The organism is Loktanella sp. M215 (assembly GCF_021735925.1).
GTDB lineage: Bacteria > Pseudomonadota > Alphaproteobacteria > Rhodobacterales > Rhodobacteraceae > Loktanella.
The window spans coordinates 123,118-139,077 of sequence record NZ_WMEA01000004.1 but is presented as its reverse complement, the minus strand read 5'-3'; the positions used below and the strand labels follow the sequence as shown (position 1 = coordinate 139,077).

20 protein-coding genes and 2 pseudogenes are annotated in these 15,960 nt (G+C 58.2%); 9 read left to right on the top strand and 13 right to left on the bottom strand.

Annotation, left to right across the window (positions count from 1 at the left end):
- The first annotated feature begins 266 nt into the window (after window positions 1–266).
- The 3 genes from GLR48_RS20760 to GLR48_RS20750 are packed head-to-tail and all read left to right on the top strand — an operon-like array spanning window position 267 to window position 1,599.
- On the top strand, window positions 267–1,100 hold the full coding sequence (locus GLR48_RS20760; RefSeq protein ID WP_237065008.1) for a hypothetical protein: 834 nt from the start codon (window positions 267–269) through the stop codon (window positions 1,098–1,100).
- On the top strand, window positions 1,097–1,381 hold the full coding sequence (locus GLR48_RS20755; RefSeq protein ID WP_237065006.1) for a hypothetical protein: 285 nt from the start codon (window positions 1,097–1,099) through the stop codon (window positions 1,379–1,381). Before GLR48_RS20760 ends, GLR48_RS20755 begins: the two co-directional genes overlap by 4 nt.
- The gene (locus tag GLR48_RS20750) at window positions 1,363–1,599 is read left to right on the top strand and encodes a WGR domain-containing protein (protein ID WP_336886664.1); all 237 of its coding nucleotides are present in this window, start codon (window positions 1,363–1,365) and stop codon (window positions 1,597–1,599) included. Before GLR48_RS20755 ends, GLR48_RS20750 begins: the two co-directional genes overlap by 19 nt.
- A gap of 85 nt (window positions 1,600–1,684) precedes the next feature.
- On the opposite strand, the pseudogene GLR48_RS20745 reads toward GLR48_RS20750, so the two are convergent.
- Window positions 1,685–2,304 (bottom strand): annotated as a pseudogene (locus GLR48_RS20745) (IS5/IS1182 family transposase); the annotation flags it as partial.
- Window positions 2,237–2,398 carry a hypothetical protein gene (locus GLR48_RS20740; protein WP_237065842.1) on the bottom strand — a complete coding sequence of 54 codons (162 nt, stop codon included), beginning with the start codon at window positions 2,396–2,398 and terminating at the stop codon, window positions 2,237–2,239. The gene GLR48_RS20740 and the pseudogene GLR48_RS20745, both read right to left, overlap by 68 nt.
- A 320-nt stretch (window positions 2,399–2,718) precedes the next feature.
- Here GLR48_RS20740 and GLR48_RS20735 point away from each other — a divergent pair, with 320 nt between their 5' ends.
- The 4 genes from GLR48_RS20735 (at window position 2,719) to GLR48_RS20720 (ending at window position 5,840) form a co-directional block, all read left to right on the top strand.
- Window positions 2,719–3,723, top strand: coding sequence for a bile acid:sodium symporter family protein (locus GLR48_RS20735; RefSeq protein ID WP_237065004.1), 1,005 nt, complete (start codon window positions 2,719–2,721; stop codon window positions 3,721–3,723).
- Between the two features lie 125 nt (window positions 3,724–3,848).
- Window positions 3,849–5,060, top strand: coding sequence for a chromate efflux transporter (gene chrA / locus GLR48_RS20730; RefSeq protein ID WP_237064996.1), 1,212 nt, complete (start codon window positions 3,849–3,851; stop codon window positions 5,058–5,060).
- A 134-nt stretch (window positions 5,061–5,194) separates the two neighbouring features.
- Window positions 5,195–5,443, top strand: a complete 249-nt coding sequence (locus GLR48_RS20725) for a DUF4160 domain-containing protein (RefSeq protein ID WP_237064994.1) — start codon at window positions 5,195–5,197, stop codon at window positions 5,441–5,443.
- Window positions 5,427–5,840 carry a DUF2442 domain-containing protein gene (locus GLR48_RS20720; protein WP_237064992.1) on the top strand — a complete coding sequence of 138 codons (414 nt, stop codon included), beginning with the start codon at window positions 5,427–5,429 and terminating at the stop codon, window positions 5,838–5,840. Before GLR48_RS20725 ends, GLR48_RS20720 begins: the two co-directional genes overlap by 17 nt.
- A gap of 164 nt (window positions 5,841–6,004) precedes the next feature.
- Here the strand turns inward: GLR48_RS20720 and arsH are convergent.
- From arsH to GLR48_RS20685, 7 genes and pseudogenes are all read right to left on the bottom strand, one after another.
- Window positions 6,005–6,714 (bottom strand): annotated as a pseudogene (gene arsH, locus GLR48_RS20715) (arsenical resistance protein ArsH).
- Entirely contained in the window at window positions 6,707–7,129 is a 423-nt protein-coding gene (locus GLR48_RS20710) for an arsenate reductase family protein (protein WP_237064990.1), read from the bottom strand. The pseudogene arsH and the gene GLR48_RS20710 overlap by 8 nt, the downstream one beginning before the upstream one ends.
- Window positions 7,126–8,193 carry an ACR3 family arsenite efflux transporter gene (arsB, locus tag GLR48_RS20705; protein ID WP_237064988.1) on the bottom strand — a complete coding sequence of 356 codons (1,068 nt, stop codon included), beginning with the start codon at window positions 8,191–8,193 and terminating at the stop codon, window positions 7,126–7,128. The genes GLR48_RS20710 and arsB overlap by 4 nt, the downstream gene beginning before the upstream one ends.
- A gap of 24 nt (window positions 8,194–8,217) precedes the next feature.
- Complete coding sequence (locus tag GLR48_RS20700) at window positions 8,218–8,727, bottom strand: arsenate reductase ArsC (protein WP_237064986.1); 510 nt, start codon at window positions 8,725–8,727, stop codon at window positions 8,218–8,220.
- 9 nt (window positions 8,728–8,736) lie between these two features.
- Window positions 8,737–9,069 carry an ArsR/SmtB family transcription factor gene (locus GLR48_RS20695; RefSeq protein ID WP_237064985.1) on the bottom strand — a complete coding sequence of 111 codons (333 nt, stop codon included), beginning with the start codon at window positions 9,067–9,069 and terminating at the stop codon, window positions 8,737–8,739.
- 164 nt (window positions 9,070–9,233) lie between these two features.
- A complete protein-coding gene (locus tag GLR48_RS20690) occupies window positions 9,234–10,445 on the bottom strand; it encodes a sensor histidine kinase (protein ID WP_237064983.1) in 1,212 nt (403 codons plus the stop codon).
- 83 nt (window positions 10,446–10,528) lie between these two features.
- Window positions 10,529–11,335 (bottom strand): alpha/beta fold hydrolase, encoded by an 807-nt coding sequence (locus GLR48_RS20685; protein WP_237064981.1) that lies wholly within the window; start codon window positions 11,333–11,335, stop codon window positions 10,529–10,531.
- 300 nt (window positions 11,336–11,635) lie between these two features.
- On the opposite strand from GLR48_RS20685, the gene rpsU reads away from it, so the two are divergent.
- Window positions 11,636–11,842: a 30S ribosomal protein S21 gene (gene rpsU / locus GLR48_RS20680; RefSeq protein WP_237064978.1), complete on the top strand. Its 207-nt coding sequence runs from the start codon at window positions 11,636–11,638 to the stop codon at window positions 11,840–11,842.
- A gap of 102 nt (window positions 11,843–11,944) precedes the next feature.
- Here the strand turns inward: rpsU and GLR48_RS20675 are convergent, their stop codons facing one another.
- The 3 genes from GLR48_RS20675 to GLR48_RS20665 form a co-directional block, all read right to left on the bottom strand.
- Complete coding sequence (locus GLR48_RS20675) at window positions 11,945–12,484, bottom strand: flavodoxin domain-containing protein (protein ID WP_237064976.1); 540 nt, start codon at window positions 12,482–12,484, stop codon at window positions 11,945–11,947.
- Between the two features lie 230 nt (window positions 12,485–12,714).
- Window positions 12,715–13,932, bottom strand: a complete 1,218-nt coding sequence (gene nirK / locus GLR48_RS20670; RefSeq protein WP_237064974.1) for a copper-containing nitrite reductase — start codon at window positions 13,930–13,932, stop codon at window positions 12,715–12,717.
- A 66-nt stretch (window positions 13,933–13,998) separates the two neighbouring features.
- On the bottom strand, window positions 13,999–14,508 hold the full coding sequence (locus tag GLR48_RS20665; RefSeq protein ID WP_237064972.1) for a pseudoazurin: 510 nt from the start codon (window positions 14,506–14,508) through the stop codon (window positions 13,999–14,001).
- A gap of 246 nt (window positions 14,509–14,754) precedes the next feature.
- Between GLR48_RS20665 and GLR48_RS20660 the strand changes: the two genes are divergently transcribed.
- Window positions 14,755–15,471, top strand: coding sequence for a Crp/Fnr family transcriptional regulator (locus GLR48_RS20660; RefSeq protein ID WP_237064970.1), 717 nt, complete (start codon window positions 14,755–14,757; stop codon window positions 15,469–15,471).
- Here the strand turns inward: GLR48_RS20660 and GLR48_RS20655 are convergent.
- Window positions 15,440–15,931 carry a hemerythrin domain-containing protein gene (locus GLR48_RS20655; RefSeq protein ID WP_237064968.1) on the bottom strand — a complete coding sequence of 164 codons (492 nt, stop codon included), beginning with the start codon at window positions 15,929–15,931 and terminating at the stop codon, window positions 15,440–15,442. The genes GLR48_RS20660 and GLR48_RS20655 overlap by 32 nt on opposite strands.
- Window positions 15,932–15,960 lie beyond the last annotated feature (29 nt).

Sequence of the window (15,960 nt, the reverse complement as noted above, 5' to 3'; positions counted from 1 at the left end):
GGAGCCGAACGACACCACAAATGAAAACCCCCGCGAGGCGGAAACCTGCGGGGGGGTATAGAACCGGGACGCCAATCCCGAGCTAAGACGTTTATCAGCTATTGTTCTATCCCCTCCCAACATGACGAGCAACAAAAAACGCACCTGTGTGAACAGGAGAAATTTGCTCGATCACCGCTTCGCTTCACCGAGCGAGGACAAGACCAGTGACCACATTGAGCATCCCCAGAAGTGGGGATTTCATGCGCCTGTTTGCGCGGACCCCCATGACAGGGGCAGCACTACGCATCGCAAACACGTTGGCAGGCTACATCAGCTATGACGGCAAATTCAGAGGCGCACCCTGCGGCTTCGCTGCCTTCACGATGAAGGAGCTGCAGACCATCACCGGAATCAGCGACCGCACCATCCGTTCCGCCCTGGACGAGCTGGGACACCTGTTTGGTCTGACCATCGAGCGCCGGCATCACGACCGGCACCTTTTCACATTTGCTGAGGTCTATGACGCGAACACCAATGCCGTCCCTGACGAGGATCTGGCACCGACTGAAACCGCCGATATGTCCCATGAAAAACAAGTAACCGGCAGTCAGCCGCCGCCTTCTCTATATACAAGAACAAAAAGTAATAATGATACGACCTCAATCATTCAGATTTCGAACGGGGCAGGGTCGGTCTATCAAACGCCCTTTGCCGCGATCATCGAAGATGCCAAGAAAGGCACCGAGGCCGCAGGCATGGACACGCAGTTTCTTTGGAAGGGGTTTCACATGCTCAATGCTCGCAACGACCGGGCCATAGCGCCCTTGTCGTGGCTTGTGGCCTTTGTCCGCAAGGCCAAGCCCACGTTCCAGTACAAGCCAAAAGCACCGGCGCCAGCGGCACTACCCGCGGTCTGCACCGACCCGGTTCTGCTTATGGCGAAGCCAGCACCTTTCGCCAACCGGGCTTATCACGAAAGCGACCTGCGCCGTGCGATAGGGCCAGATGCTTACGAACAGCGCGTGGCCGCGATCCAATCGACCTACCACGCAACCCGCTTTGCAGCCCAGCTTGCCGTCCACGGTCAGGCGGTCAGGGCAGGGACCATCGACCGATGAAACCGCTTCTGATCCTGGTCACGCTGGCCGTGGTCAGCCCTGCTATGGCGTCTGCTGAATGGTGTGATCCACCGATCGCGCCGACGCCAACGACGCCGGAGCTGGCGCACGATTTTCGCGAAGAGTTCAAAGACGAGTTCGACCAGTATTTTCGGGATGCGTCCCTCTACACCGCCTGCCTCGATGCCGAGCGCGTCAGGGTGTTTAAGGAAATGCAGCACACCACACAGCGATACGAACGCTTCCTGAATGACAGCGCCAAATGGAGCCCGTCAGAGTGAACGATCCGCAGCAGATCGAAATGTTTCCGACCGTTTTGCGGTTGCGGCGAACGGACCCCGACGGAGCCGTCCGCCGCTTCTACCTTGCCACGGTTCAGCGTGATCTTTTCGGGGGTGCCGCACTTGTCGCGGAATCCGGTCAGGTCGGTTCCCCAGGAGCCACCACAACCCGCGTTTTTCTGACGAGGGACAAGCAGTTGATGCCTTATCCGAGCTAGCGAGGCGAAAAATACGCCTGGGCTATGTGTAAAGCCTGGAGTCCGGACGAGACGTGTAACGGGTCTCCGGTATTGTTTCAGTAGTTCACGCTGAACAACGCGATCCGGCCACAAAATAGCAGTTTGCCGGCCTGATTCTATCCGTTGCGACGGCGCACAATACGGCTAGGATGAGAGACAACAAAGCCCTGAGGTGGGCCAGGATCTTGCGGATGTTGTGGCCGCAGCCACAGAGCACGGCGAAGACCGCGTCGCCGAACGTCCCCTTGCGCGGGCATCGCGACAGACGTCCGTCAGTTTTCATGTGTCCAATCTTTGGGTCTATGGCGCTGCGCCGCCTCAGCAGTGTCTTCAGCTTTGGGGGCAGGCCTCGGCGCGTGCCGCTGACCAGCACTTTTGTCGTCGATACACCGTGGCCGCGATAGCCGCGGTCCTCGACGGCCAGATCCGGAGGCCGACCGGTCAGGATCGCGACCTGCTCCCGGGCTTCGGGCAAAGTGTGCCCATCGTAGGGATTGCCCGGCAGGACGCGCATGCCGACGACGAAGCCCTCGTCGATAGTAGTGGCCATACTGACCTTGGTTGCGAAACATAGCGATTAAGGGCCTTGCCTTTGGAGATGCAATCGACCTCGGGTTCATGCAGGGCGTAAATCTTGCCGTGGTTCTTTGAGTTCTGATGCAGCAGGCGATTGACGAGCACGATGAAGGCCAAGAAAGCTCAGCGCTCCCTCGAGAAGGATCGCATGCGCTATTGCCGGCGTGATCACCACTATCAGATTGTTAAAGATATCGGGCATGATCTCGGTCAGTAGGAAGCGCGGCGTTAATGCCCCCACCGCACGCGCCGCGGCGATGTAATCGCGCCGGCTGATTTGTAGGGTGGAGCCGGCATTGCCCTAGGAGGTTCGCACGGCACTTGCCGCGCGGGGTCATCAGATCAAGGTTGTGACCTCTCCCATCGGAGGCAGTCAGGCGATCCGGATGACGGATGGGCTGCTGGAGGGTGGATCGGACAGCCGAAAAGATGATATGCCGCTGGGATACTGATCTTTTCGATGCGGACTGGCGGCGAAAGCCGGTACGTGAAACAGCATTCTCCCTGATGCCGGACGGACACATGACCTATCTCAGGCGCCTTGGCATCGACACCTACATGCTGTTATTGATTGCCACGGTGATCATTGGCTTGATCCTGCCAGTGCGGGGCGTGGCCGCCGACGCACTGAAGCAGATCACCTTCTGGGCGGTGGCGCTGTTGTTCTTTCTCTACGGTGCCAAGCTTGACGCCGCGGCCATCCGGTCGGGGATGCTGAACTGGCGGCTGCAGGGGCTGACCTTCGCTGCGACCTACCTGCTATCTCCGCTGCTGGGACTGGGCGTTGCGTTCGTGTTCGGCAGCGTGCTGGGGCCTGACCTGACCTTTGGCCTGATCTTCCTGTCGGTGCTGCCGTCCACCATTCAGTCGTCGATCGCCTTTACCGGCATGGCGGGGGGCAACGTGCCGGCAGCGATCTGTGCCGCGTCCTTTTCCAACCTGATCGGCGTGGCGTTGACGCCGGCGCTGGTGGCCGTGTTTCTGCATCAGGGGGGCGGCGCGATCAGCGGGGCGGCCGTGGTCAAGATCGCGCTGCAGATCCTGCTGCCCTTCGTCGTCGGTCAGATTTCGCGTCCGCTGGTCGGCGATCTGCTGAAGCGGCACAGGGCGACGACGCTTATGGTTGACCGTGGCTCGATCCTGCTGATCGTCTATTCGGCGTTCAGCGCGGGCACTGTTTCGGGGCTGTGGTATGCCATTTCGGGGCCCAGCCTGATTCTGCTTTACGGTGTGGTCGTGCTGTTCCTGGCGCTCGCGATGGGGATCATGACCTTTACGGGCCGCGCCCTGAAGTTGCCGGACGAGGATCGCGCCGTGTTGTTCTTTTGCGGATCGACAAAAGGCCTTGCCAGCGGGTTGGCAATCGCGACGGCGCTTGTGCCCGCCGCGACGCTAGGGACGACGGTGCTGCCGCTGATGCTCTACCACCTGACGCAGCTTTTCGTATGCGCACTTGTGGCGCAACGTAAATCCAAAGATGCGGAAATTGCTGCGAGTGACTCAGTCCCTCGAAGAGAATGTCATTAGATCTAGCACCGGCTGTGTTGATGGTGTGGATGCCCCTCCCGACGGCATCTTAATGGCTTAAGACGTTAGGGCGCCACCACAAGTAGCAAAAAATTCGGGAGCTGCTTCATGAAGGCGGACAAAAAATGAGAGACTTTGAAAACACGAGACATCAAGGGACGGCGTGCGAGGTTTTTCGCGCCTTTCTGAAGCTTGGCCTCACGTCATTCGGCGGCCCTGTCGCGCATCTGGGATATTTTCGGGACGAGTTGGTCATCCGCCGGAAGTGGATTGATGAGGCGGGTTATGTCGATCTTGTCGCCCTTTGCCAGTTTCTTCCTGGCCCCGCCAGTAGCCAGGTCGGGTTTGCGCTTGGCCTATTGCGTGGCGGTCCCTTTGGGGCGTTGGCCGCATGGGCTGCGTTCACCCTTCCTTCTGCCCTGCTTCTGGTGCTGTTGGCCTTTGGCGCGTCCGCATTCGAAGGGCCGGTCGGCGCAGGGCTAATCCACGGCCTAAAGGTGGTGGCCGTCGCCGTTGTTGCACAGGCTGTATGGGGGATGGCGCGCAACCTTGCGCCCGATCGCGAGCGCGCAAGCATCGCCCTTGCAGCCGTTCTGGTCGTGATCTTCGTGGCAGGCTCGATTGGGCAAGTAGCGGCTATCTTCACTGGTGGTATCGCGGGTCTCTGGCTATGCCGCGCCGACGCTCCCGGTGCCGCAGTCGGACACCTGACATTTCGCGTATCGAAACGAGTGGGAGCGATGTCGCTCGTTCTGTTTGGCCTGCTCCTGCTCCTGTTGCCCTTTGCTGCCGGAATGACGCAGGGCCTTACCCTGTTCGACTCCTTCTACAGGGCAGGGTCGCTCGTTTTCGGCGGCGGCCATGTCGTGCTGCCACTCTTGCAGGCTGAAGTTGTGGCGTCCGGAGCGGTCAGCAATGATGCCTTCCTGTCCGGATACGGCGCGGCGCAGGCTGTGCCGGGACCACTTTTTACGTTTGCGGCCTATCTAGGCGCAGTCGTGGGTCAGGGGCCGAACGGCGTTTTCGGGGCAACCATCGCACTCATCGCGATCTTCCTTCCGGGCTTTCTGCTTCTGGTTGGCGCTCTGCCCTTCTGGGATGCGTTTCGGTCGCGGCCTGTCGCACAGGCCGCCATGCGCGGCGCAAACGCCGCTGTTGTAGGAATTCTGGGCGCGGCACTATATGACCCTGTTTGGACGAGTGCCATTCTGACTCCCTACGATTTCGCGCTCGGCCTGACAGGCTTCATTCTGCTCACAGTCTGGAAGGCACCGCCGTGGATCATCGTTGTGCTGATGGCAACCAGCAGTGTCGTGCTGACTCTGCATTGGGTATAATCGACTCCAAAACAGACATTCTGTTGAGTAGTGTAGATCAACCCAAAACCTTCATTTCTGGCGCCCCCCAATCAAATCTGCCACTTGTTGTCCAACGCACTTGAAAAACCCAACTGTTGGGTTAAATTAGCAGCATGGTTGTCATTCATCGCGCTTATGGATTCAGGTTCGTCATTTACACGGCAGATCACGAACCAGCACATATCCACATCACCGGAGCAGGGCAGGCGAAGGTCAATCTGGCGGGGCCTGATGGCAAACCTGAGGCCGTCTATTTTATCGGCATCAAGCAATCTGACCAGCGACGACTGATGGCAGACGTAATCAAGCGCAGCGACGCGTTTTTGCAGGAATGGGAGCGTATTCATGGACAATCTAACTGATGCACAATTTGAAACGGCAGAAGCCCGCGGGCGCATCGCGCTGGAAACTGAACCTCGCGCCGCTGCGGCACGCTACAACCGAAAAACAGGTCGCGTCACCGTCGATCTGATGAACGGCTGCACCTATGTGTTTCCATCACATCTCGTGCAGGATCTGAGCGATGCCAGCCCAGAGGATCTCGACACGATCAAGGTTGATGGCATGGGCTTCAACCTGCACTGGCCCAAGCTGGACGTGGACCTCTACGTACCTGCGTTGGTGGCCGGTGTGTTCGGGACCAGAGAGTGGATGAGCAAGGCAATGGCACGGCAAGCGGGGCGATCAAAGTCGCCCGCCAAAGCAACTGCCGCCCGCGCCAATGGTGCCAAGGGTGGGCGACCCAAAAAACAGGCGTAGGGGCGACGATAACCCGCTCCCAAAAAGAGGGTTTTTGACATGTTAACTTTTCCGCAGACCGGACATTGCTGCATTGCGCAGCGAACGGCGTGAACGCGCCTAAACTGACAATTGCTGCACTGCGGCTAAAGCTCACCTTGGAGCCATTGGTTTGGAAAAGTCGATCAGATCGCCTTCTGATTGACGCGCTCCGACAACGCGGCGGCGCTTTCCTTCCGCTCGCTGTAGCGATTCATAAGTAGTCCTTGTTGTCTCTGGTCGGAATTGTGAACTTCATCAGCTCTTCCATGACATCAACGACCCGATCGTAGAATGGCGACGGTTTCATTCGGACGGCATCGTCGAATTCCAGAAAAGCCTTCGGCGTGGAGGACTGGTTCGGAATCGTCAGCAGGCGCATCCAGCGCCCAAGGATGCGGAGCTGGTTCACGGCATTGAAGCTTTGCAAACCGCCGCTGACCTGCATGACGGCCAGCGTTTTGCCCTGCGTCGGTAGCACGCCGCCAAGGGACAGCGGAATCCAGTCGATCTGGGTTTTCATGATGCCGGTCATGGCCCCATGCCGTTCTGGTGAACACCAGACCATCCCTTCGGACCACGTCACCAGATCACGCAGTTCCTGCATTTTTGGATGAGTGGCCTCTGCATCGTCCGGCATCGGCAGGCCAGATGGGCAATAGGTTCGCGTCTCGGCCCCCAAGCGCGTCAAGATGCGAGCCGCTTCCTCGGTTATCAACCGACTGAATGACCGGTCCCGGAGCGAGCCGTAGAGCAGCAAAATACGTGGGGCGTGCGTTGCCCGCACAGGCGCAAGCAGGCGATCCATGTCGATCGCCTCGAAATGCCCGTCTTCAATGTTCGGGGTATCAGCCAACGCGGTTTCCTTCCGCATCGATCAGCAGCGAGCCGTCTTCTTTTGCCATTGGTCCGGGGGGCAGGCGGTCGAGAAGATCCAGCACCGCTTCGCTTGGGCGGCAGAGCCGGACGCCTTTTGGTGAGTAGACGATGGGACGGTTGACCAGAACGGGGTGCTCCAGCATCACGGCAAGAACTGCGTCGTCGTCCACGGAAGGATCGAGCAGCCCCAGCGCCTCAGCTGGCGATTTCGTCGTCCGCAGTGCAGTACGCGGCGTTAGATCGGCGGCAGCAAACAGTGCCAGAAGCTGCGGACGGGTCCAGCCGGTGTCGAGATAGGAGATGACCACCGGAGTCTCGCCCGCCGCCGCGATGATCGCCAGTACGTTGCGGGACGTGCCGCAGTCGGGATTGTGGTGGATGACGACGGTCATGCTGAACCTCCTTCAGAGGGAAACCAGTGCTGTGTTCTGTTCGCGAATGCGACAAGTGAAAGCATGACCGACACTTCCACCAGCACGCCAACGACCGTTGCCAGCGCTGCGCCCGACCCCAAACCGAACAGGCTGATCGCGACGGCGACGGCCAGTTCAAAGAAGTTGGACGTGCCGATGAGAGCGCAGGGGGCCGCGACGTTGAACGGGATGCCCCAAGCCCGCGCGGCCCCGTAGGCCAGAAAGAAGATGCCGTAGGACTGGATCAACAACGGCACGGCAATCAGAGCGATCACCAGCGGGCGCTCAAGGATCACCTCCCCCTGAAAGGCGAAGAGCAGCATGACAGTTACCAACAAGCCGATAATCGAGAACGGCTGAACGCGAGACTTAAAGGTATTGACAGCGGCTTCGCCACCTCTGGCGATCAGGCGCTGTCGCGTCAGGTATCCGACCAAGAGCGGCAACATGACATAGAGGCCGACCGACAACAGCAGGGTGTCCCAAGGCACGACGATGTCCGTCGCCCCCAGCAGGAAGGCCACGATGGGCGCAAAGGCAAAGACCATGACGACATCATTCACACTGACCTGCACGAGAGTGTAGGTGGCGTCGCCGCGCGTCAGGTTCGACCAGACGAACACCATCGCAGTGCAGGGTGCCGCCCCCAGCAGGATCACGCCCGCCAGATAGGCTTGCGCGTCATCCGGCGGGATCAGGCCCGCAAAAACGTAGTTGAAAAACAGCACACCGAGTGCTGCCATCGTGAAGGGCTTGATCAGCCAGTTGACCACCAGCGTGACGACCAGCCCCTTGGGCTTGTCGCCCACCTGGCGCAGCACACCGAAATCCACACCCACCATCATGGGATAGACCATGGCCCAGATCAGCACCGCTACGGGCAAGTTGACTGACGCAATTTCCAGAGAGGCGAGTGCTGCAAACGCGCCCGGAAACAGATTGCCGAGCAATAGCCCTGCGCCAATCGCCAGCGCCACCCAGACGGACAGCCAGCGTTCAAAAGGTCCCAGTCCCGCCGCAGCGGGAAGCGATGTATCGGTCATGTCAGGCTTTCAGAAGAGTGGGGGTCAGTCGGCTTTGGCGGCAGACTTGCCAATGTCATCGAGGTTGCGTTGCAGAGCCATCCGATCAAGCGAGCCGAGCGGCAGGCTGACGAAGATGGAAATGCGGCTGCGGAGCATCCGGTAGGTTTCCGCGAAGGCGAGCCGCTTGACGGCTTCGGGACCTTCGACCTTTACAGGATCAGGCACGCCCCAATGGGCGGTCATCGGCTGACCCGGCCAGAATGGACATTCTTCGGCCGCTGCGTTGTCGCAGACGGTAAACACGAAATCCATCTGCGGCGCATCGGAGCCGGCAAATTCATCCCAACTTTTGGATCGTGCAAAGCCGGTGTCGTGGTGCAGGCCCCGAAGCAGATCGAGCGTGTAGGGGTGTGGTGCAGATCCCGGCTTCGATCCGGCTGAATAAGCCTTGAATTTGCCCATCCTCTCCCGGTTCATGATGGCTTCTGCGATGATCGACCGAGCAGAGTTTCCGGTGCAAAGGAACAGGACGTTGTAGACTTCCTTGGTCATGTCCGTCTCCTAACAGGCGCAGGCAAGTTCGTTGATGACCGGCTGGCACAGCTCCGGGCGACCGCCGCAGCAATCCTCCATCAAAAAAGCCAGGAGACCGCGCATTCCGTCCATGTCCGCAAAGTAGCGGATGCTGCGCCCCTCGCGCTCACTCCGGATCAAGCCTGAACGCGCGAGGATCGCGAGGTTGGTCGACATCGTGTTTTGACGGACCCCGAGGGTGTCGCTGATGTCGCCAGCCGACATACCGGCCTCGCCAGCTTTGATGAGAAGACGAAACACATCGAGCCGGGTGGCTTGACTGAGAGCGGCAAAAGCGTCGAGTGCATTATTCTTATCCATACATCAAGAATTATAGATATAAAAGGTGCGGGTCAAGTTTTCTTTTAAGGCCGTATTGTCCGCATAGCGGTCGTTCCAGGTTCTTGGTCGCAAGCATCTGCTGACAGGCAACCGTTCAGGTGAGCCGATCAATTGGCGCGGTATAGATCCAGCAAAAACCGTCCTCACCGAACGCGTGTGTAGTTTGGCCGCCTGTTACGTTCTCGAGGATCGGCCCCGTGACTTGGAATCCAAAGCCCTGACGTTTGGGCGCCGTGACGACCGGTCCGCCCTCTTCCTGCCAGACCATGTCGAGTGTCGGATTCGAGGCCGTCGCTAACGGTCCACAGCAACGACACACGGCCGGCCGGTTGCGATAGCGCACCGTATTTGACCGCGTTCGTGACAAGTTCAAAGATCGCCATGCCGATAGCCTGCGACGCTTCGCGGCTCAGCAGCAGGTCTGGTCCATTGAAGGTCAGCGTCGGTGCTAACGGGTCGACCAGATGAGAGAATTGCGCCCGCACGAGTTGCGCCAGATCGGCATTGCGACCATCCTTGTGAACCAAGCTTTCCTGATTGGAAATCAGGCTGGCAAGGCGCTGCGACAGCATCGCGTGAAAATCGGGACCGTCGTGCAATCGGCCGGTCTGTCGCGCGATCACCTGCACGATCGACAGCACATTCTTGGCGCGGTGGTTGAGCTCGAGCAAAAGGTTGCGCGCCTCCGCCTCCGCTGTCTTGCGTTGGCTGATGTTCGTGTAGGTCATCACGACGCCGAATACCTGACCCAATTCGTCATGGACGGCGGCCATGGACGCCTCGACGGCAATAGGATGCCCGTCGCGGTGGATGCGCACGGTCTCCTCGCGCACAACCTCGCCGGTCATGGCGCGCGCCAGGGACGTCGCGAAGGTCCCGCGCGTGTCTGTTGATAGCAGGACTGAACCCACAGGTTCTCCAATGAGTGTGTCCGCGGCGTAGCCGAACAGATTGGTCGCTGCGGTGTTCCATGTCCGCACGATCATCCCGTCGTCGACCGAGATAACGGCCTGCGGCGAAGACGCCACCAGCACCTTGAAGACGTCGCTTTCCCGGCGGCGGGCGATGAGCTCCTCCTCGAACGACTTGCGGGCGTCGTGGCGAAAGACAGCCATTCTGATCCGCTCGACCTGGCCGTCAATAATGTCGGCGGATGCGTTCATATAGGTCCCGAACCGCGTGCCGTCGCCGCGCAGGAAGTCGACAGAAACCTCGTCCAGCGCACCTTCTACCAACAGGAGCGGGCGAAGATGCGTTTCATAGTAGATCCGCACGGGGCGCGGCAGCAAGTCATGCAGGTTCAGGTCACAAGTATCGTCAGCCAACCCCAGCCAACCCGCCATCCGTGCGTTCAAGACGCTGACCCGGCCTACGCCGTCCACTTCGATCAGACCGCAGGGCCAAGCCTTTATTTGAGCCTGCCGGTCCACGGGGGTCGTCAGGCCGCAACCGGCGTGCGCAGGAACCGCATGATGGCATCTGCCGTCAGCGCTGGCGCACTCATGTGGGGGCAGTGCCCCGTCGCATCCAGCACGGTCAGACTGGCATCGGGCATGTGGGCCACCATCCAGTCGCCAACCTGCGGCGGAACAAGGACATCGTCACGACACTGCAGGATCAGCGTCGGCTGTGCGATGTCCTTTACCTCGGCCCTGTGATCCTGCAGGAACGTCACCTTGGCAAAGTGCCGTGCGATGTCCGGGTCGGTCCGGCAGAAGCTGTCGGTCAGCAGATGGCCCAGTTCGGGCTGCGACGCCGCACCGATGATGGCTGGTGCCATCTGGCGCGCCCAGCCCAAATAGTTCGCGTCCAGCACATCAATCAGGTCCAGCAGGTCGGCCTTGGTGAAGCCACCCGTATAATTTCCATCGTCGATGTAGCTGGGCGACGGGCAGACCATGACCAGCCGCCCGATCAGATCGGGACGCCGCGTTGCGTCCAGACCAATCGTCATCGCACTGATGGAGTGTCCGATGGCAATCACGTCGCGAAGGTCCAGATCCTCCAGAATGGCGATCAAGTCGTCAGCATGGGCCGTCAGCGAGGCATAACGTGCCGGATAATAGGCGGTCGCATCGGACCGCCCCGATCCGGTGAGATCGTAGGCGACCGTCCTGAAGCTGTCCTGAAAGGCGGGTAAAATCGCGCGCCACATTCCGCTGTCGCAACCATAGCCGTGCAGGAAGACGACTGGCGTGTCGCCTTGACCATTGATCGACACGGCGTTTCGCTCACTGGGGCGCATCGATTTTTCACTCAGTCATCTAAAAATTGATCATTGTTATGAGAGTATAGCGACTCACGAAATATTATGTCCAGCAACCTGATTTACGGATCAGATCAAAGAGGTGCATGCAGTCACGTCAATGACAGATCAACTCAACGATATGCCTCAGCGTGATGACTGATGCTTCCTGATCATCAGGCAGTGTCCGCCACGGTCGGCAAGGGGCAGAATTTTTTGCAATGATGTGCCTTACAGACTTGCTGAATCCGAAAGTTATCGTATTCCTGATTTAACACATACCAACATGGTGAAGTTCATATGCTTGTCAGCGTTCGTGACAACAACGTCGACCAGGCGTTGCGCGTTCTGAAGAAAAAACTTCAAGGCGAAGGTGTTTTTCGTGAGATGCGGCTTAAGCAGCATTTCGAAAAACCGTCTGTTCGCAAGGCGCGCGAAAAAGCTGAAGCTGTCCGTCGGCAAAGGAAACTTGCTCGCAAGAAAGCGGAACGCGAAGGCCTCCTTTAAACACACGACTTCCGCATATCATCAAACCTGATCCGGCTATTGGGGGCTGTTTAGCTGCCGATGATATGCAATATGTCAGTACTGCTGACATATCGCATAAGCCTAATTTTGTGACGGGTTGCAGGTCAAAAACGACGCAGAAATGGCAGCAAGCCGGTCCCAATCAGTAAACTCGCGGATGCCGTCGATAATGTTTACGTCGCGTCCCTCTAGCAGGACGTATTGGACGACTTGGCTCTCGAAATAGCCATAGGCTTGGGGACGGACGGCGCCTGCTATTGACGCCTCATGGTCTGGGTTGAAACCCGTCCTCATCTTCATTTCCGTCAAATAATCTTGCGCTTCTTCCAGTCCCTCAGGAAATGCTGCTTTGAGGCTGATCGAGAGAAGCAAGGTAGGGCGCGCCTTCAGTGCCTTGATGTGAGTGGAAACCACACCTTCGAAATCTTTTGGATGGCGCCGTTCATGGACGGGTGCAGCCAGCACCACCTTGTCTATGTCATCGAAAGACAACCCGGCGGGTCTGCCTTCAGAATTATAGATGCGAACTTTATGGCCAGCGATCATTATTTGCCGCTCAACAAAGGCGACAATCTTGCGCGTTTGGCCTTCTCCGGTTTCGAAAATAATGAGATAATTCATTGGCATTCGCCTCTCAGTACTTAACGTATGGAAATATATTATTGTTATTGCCAAGAAAATTTGACACGATTGGATTTTTCATGCAAATTCTGGTCCTACCCGTTTGTTCGATCAAATACCCTTTCCCTTTGCTTAGCAATTTAACAGTGCGACATGTTATCTTTGCGTTGAAAGACTGGGTGACTATTCGTTGGTTTTGGAGGTTCCAATTGAAATAGTGCATTCACAGGTTATGTCTCCATTGTGCGGGGGGCGACGACCTGCTCCATGAGTGCGTTGTTCCATACGCCACCGACACTGAAATGCGCCGTTGCACCTAAAAGCGCGCCTTCGATGAGGTTATGGTTCACGTAGGCGTACACCCCTGGCTGCTCGAACGTGTACATGGCTGCAACGGCGCTGCCGCCACGGACGAACCATGTTTCCATTCCGGTCAGTGGCGGATCGGTGAAGGAACTTTCCCAGACGAACGCGCCATGTCCACCAATCAGGTGCGGACGGCTGTCGCGATTGCACTGGTTGTGGATCATCAGCACGGTCTGACCCACTTCTGCGGTTATTGCCCGGTTGCCGGTAAGCGCACCGACAGCGCCGTTGAACACCACATGGCTGGGCGTGAGAGTGCGCATGGCGGCAAGTGAATCGGCATAATCGTCACCGGCATTGCGATAGGTCCGATAGGTGCCATCTTCGTCCATCGGCAAATAATAATCCTGCTCACCGATATAGGCGATCTTGTCGTAGGGCAGGGCGTTCCCATCACGATCTTTCAGACCGTCACGCGGCAGCACCATGACAGCACCGTTCATGCCGTGGCAGACATGGTAGGGGATCATCGCGCCACCCGGGGCGCAGTGGTAGGTAAAACATCCGGCTTTCGTGGCCTTCCAGCGCAACACGGTCTCTTCACCAGGGTAGATATGAGTCAGCGCACCGCCGCCCAACCCGCCGGTCGAGGCGTGAAAGTCGATGTTATGTTCCAGAACATTCCGCGTATGGCTTTTGAGCGTCAGTTCGACGTAGTCTCCCTGATGGACGATGATCAACGGGCCGGGGACCGAGCCGTTGTAGGTCATCGCCCAGATCGACGCGCCGGTATCTTCATCGACCACCATGAGACGTTCATCGACCGTTAACTCGATCTCGACAATTTTCGGCTCACCCGTTGCGACCTGATCGTGGTCGGGGGCATTGGGTGGGCGGACGAGACGTTGTTGTACGCGCTCGTAACCCGACAAGTCGACGGGTTCCGCTTCGGCCATTTGCTGCGCCTGCGCCTGTACGAACGCATTATCTGGCATGCGTAGAGATGGCGTCGTTAACGGCCGGCGCATCGGAGCGGCCGTGGCAAAGGTGCCGGTCATGGCTGCGGCCCCGGCCAAAGCAGTCCCACGCAAAAGGTTACGACGGCTCGTGTTCAGCGTACCGGTTTTCTTATCATGTAACATGATGTGTTTCCTTGTGTCAGGCTGCGGGCGCACGGGTGCACCGCTTGCGCACCCGCGTGGATGAGCTCAGAGACCTTCAAGTTGCGCGGTCAGACGCTCTTTTGCGCGGGGTGGCAGGCGTCCTTCGAGATATCCCTCGGGTGGGGTCTCATCCGCACCGACAGCAATCGTCATCACCATGCCCATCGAAAAATGAGGAAGGCATTTGACGGCGTAGAGGCCTTCAACATCCAACTGGACCTCGATTTCCTCGTTGACCTTTCCTTGGAAGGCCTCGGCTCCGTCCGGGAGCATGCCGTCGATGATCTCGGCGTTGTGCCCCTTGTCGGTCGCGATAAATTTGACTGTGTCACCGGGGGCGATCCGCAAGAAGGCGGGCTCGAACGCCATCGTGTCGGTGCCACTGCGATTAAGCATCTGCACCTCGTAGGTTTCGGCGACAGCACTTCCCGCAAGCAGTACCCCTGTTGCGAGACCGAAGATGATTTGCTTGAGCATGTCGAATTCCTTCCAAGTCTGAATTTCAAGACAACGATAGGCCATCGATGCAAAACCATGTTGATCTAGCGCAAACATTTCACAGATCATTTCAAATGAATTCGTACCGGAGATGCATGGCCTGTGGCCTTTGCCCTGCGCCCCCGAATGCCGCCCGGAGCGCCAATGATGAAAACCGTTAGCGACGCCTCTGGTTTTCCTGTAGACATGTGATGCGGACATATGGGCCTTCGCAAATTTGCGAGCCCGCATTCAATAGCTGCGCATTTCCTCTTTAGGTAAAGGTCGAGTGTCGGGGCTACCGTCATAAGAGAGGACGTTGCCATGCGAATCGACATACACAATTCCGATATACCGGTGCTCTGTCAGGCCTGCGAAGCGCGCCACAGGGGCATTTGCGGCGCGCTCGATCCCAAGCAGTTGCAGCAGCTCGGACGCCAGACGGGCCGGCGCGAGGTCGAGGCGGGAACAGAGCTTGTCGCGGCGGGTGTTCCAACGGACGGATACGCAAACATCCTGAGCGGGATCGTCAAGCTGAGTAAGCTGATGGCCGACGGACGTCAGCAGATTGTCGGGCTTCAGTTTGCGCCCGATTTCGTGGGACGCCCCTTTGCCGAAAGCAGCGACGTTAGCGCCGAGGCGGCGAGCACCGTGCGTATTTGCACTTTCCCGCGCAGCGCCCTGGAAGAAATGGTGCGTCAGTCGCCGGGCCTGGAACATCGCCTGCACGAGCAAGCCTTGCGTGAGCTGGATGACGCGCGAGATTGGATGATGACCCTGGGTCAGAAGTCAGCGGCAGAAAAGGTTGCAACGTTCCTTTTGCTTTTGTCCCGTCACGTCGATCCTCAGGTGGAGGGTTACTCGGATCATCTGGAAATCCCGCTCAAGCGATCGGACATCGCAGACTTTCTGGGTCTGACGGTTGAAACGGTCAGCCGACATCTGACGCAATTGCGCAAGGCAGGGGTTCTGACGATCCAGAAGAACCGACTGGTCACTATAAATGATTTCAGTGTGCTTGAGGTTGCGGCAGGATTATGATGTTCGAGACCGCGTCCGTGCGGCGGTACAGCGGCAACATATAGTCCCGATCGAAAGCCAGGTGCCGCCTTAGCGCCACGAAAAGGCCCCGCAGCAGATAGCCAAACTCTTCGACATCCTTGCGCTTCTGCAAAATGACGAAAGCCATGATTGCATCCTTTACCTCGCAGGCCTGTTCCTCATCTTCGACGTGTTCGGCCCGCAGTCGGGTGATGGTCGAAAGCATGTCCGGGCGTGAAGTCAAAAGAGCCGGAAAGATGAAGGTCTCTTCCATCTGGTGGCAGTGGTGCAAAGTTTCCTGAAGTGTTTCCGCCAATAGCGTAGCGGCCCTTGTATCGACGCGTGATGGCAAAGCATCCGCGAGTGTTTCAAGTGCGCAGCAGAGGTCGACCTGTTGGGCCAGACACGTCTCAAAACGCGCGGCGCCCCTCTCGCTGATTTCAATGCTGGGTCCACGCAAGGTTGTCACTCCTGTGCCTGACCGGACGG

What these genes read in the sequence shown, in the direction of transcription:
- GLR48_RS20760 (WP_237065008.1), top strand. Translation starts at nt 267, where the DNA reads ATGACAGGGGCAGCACTACGCATCGCAAACACGTTGGCAGGCTACATC.
- GLR48_RS20755 (WP_237065006.1), top strand. Translation starts at nt 1,097, where the DNA reads ATGAAACCGCTTCTGATCCTGGTCACGCTGGCCGTGGTCAGCCCTGCT.
- GLR48_RS20750 (WP_336886664.1), top strand. Translation starts at nt 1,363, where the DNA reads ATGGAGCCCGTCAGAGTGAACGATCCGCAGCAGATCGAAATGTTTCCG.
- GLR48_RS20740 (WP_237065842.1), bottom strand. Translation starts at nt 2,398, where the DNA reads ATGCCCGATATCTTTAACAATCTGATAGTGGTGATCACGCCGGCAATA.
- GLR48_RS20735 (WP_237065004.1), top strand. Translation starts at nt 2,719, where the DNA reads ATGACCTATCTCAGGCGCCTTGGCATCGACACCTACATGCTGTTATTG.
- chrA (WP_237064996.1), top strand. Translation starts at nt 3,849, where the DNA reads ATGAGAGACTTTGAAAACACGAGACATCAAGGGACGGCGTGCGAGGTT.
- GLR48_RS20725 (WP_237064994.1), top strand. Translation starts at nt 5,195, where the DNA reads ATGGTTGTCATTCATCGCGCTTATGGATTCAGGTTCGTCATTTACACG.
- GLR48_RS20720 (WP_237064992.1), top strand. Translation starts at nt 5,427, where the DNA reads ATGGACAATCTAACTGATGCACAATTTGAAACGGCAGAAGCCCGCGGG.
- GLR48_RS20710 (WP_237064990.1), bottom strand. Translation starts at nt 7,129, where the DNA reads ATGACCGTCGTCATCCACCACAATCCCGACTGCGGCACGTCCCGCAAC.
- arsB (WP_237064988.1), bottom strand. Translation starts at nt 8,193, where the DNA reads ATGACCGATACATCGCTTCCCGCTGCGGCGGGACTGGGACCTTTTGAA.
- GLR48_RS20700 (WP_237064986.1), bottom strand. Translation starts at nt 8,727, where the DNA reads ATGACCAAGGAAGTCTACAACGTCCTGTTCCTTTGCACCGGAAACTCT.
- GLR48_RS20695 (WP_237064985.1), bottom strand. Translation starts at nt 9,069, where the DNA reads ATGGATAAGAATAATGCACTCGACGCTTTTGCCGCTCTCAGTCAAGCC.
- GLR48_RS20685 (WP_237064981.1), bottom strand. Translation starts at nt 11,335, where the DNA reads ATGCGCCCCAGTGAGCGAAACGCCGTGTCGATCAATGGTCAAGGCGAC.
- rpsU (WP_237064978.1), top strand. Translation starts at nt 11,636, where the DNA reads ATGCTTGTCAGCGTTCGTGACAACAACGTCGACCAGGCGTTGCGCGTT.
- GLR48_RS20675 (WP_237064976.1), bottom strand. Translation starts at nt 12,484, where the DNA reads ATGAATTATCTCATTATTTTCGAAACCGGAGAAGGCCAAACGCGCAAG.
- nirK (WP_237064974.1), bottom strand. Translation starts at nt 13,932, where the DNA reads ATGTTACATGATAAGAAAACCGGTACGCTGAACACGAGCCGTCGTAAC.
- GLR48_RS20665 (WP_237064972.1), bottom strand. Translation starts at nt 14,508, where the DNA reads ATGTTTGCGCTAGATCAACATGGTTTTGCATCGATGGCCTATCGTTGT.
- GLR48_RS20660 (WP_237064970.1), top strand. Translation starts at nt 14,755, where the DNA reads ATGCGAATCGACATACACAATTCCGATATACCGGTGCTCTGTCAGGCC.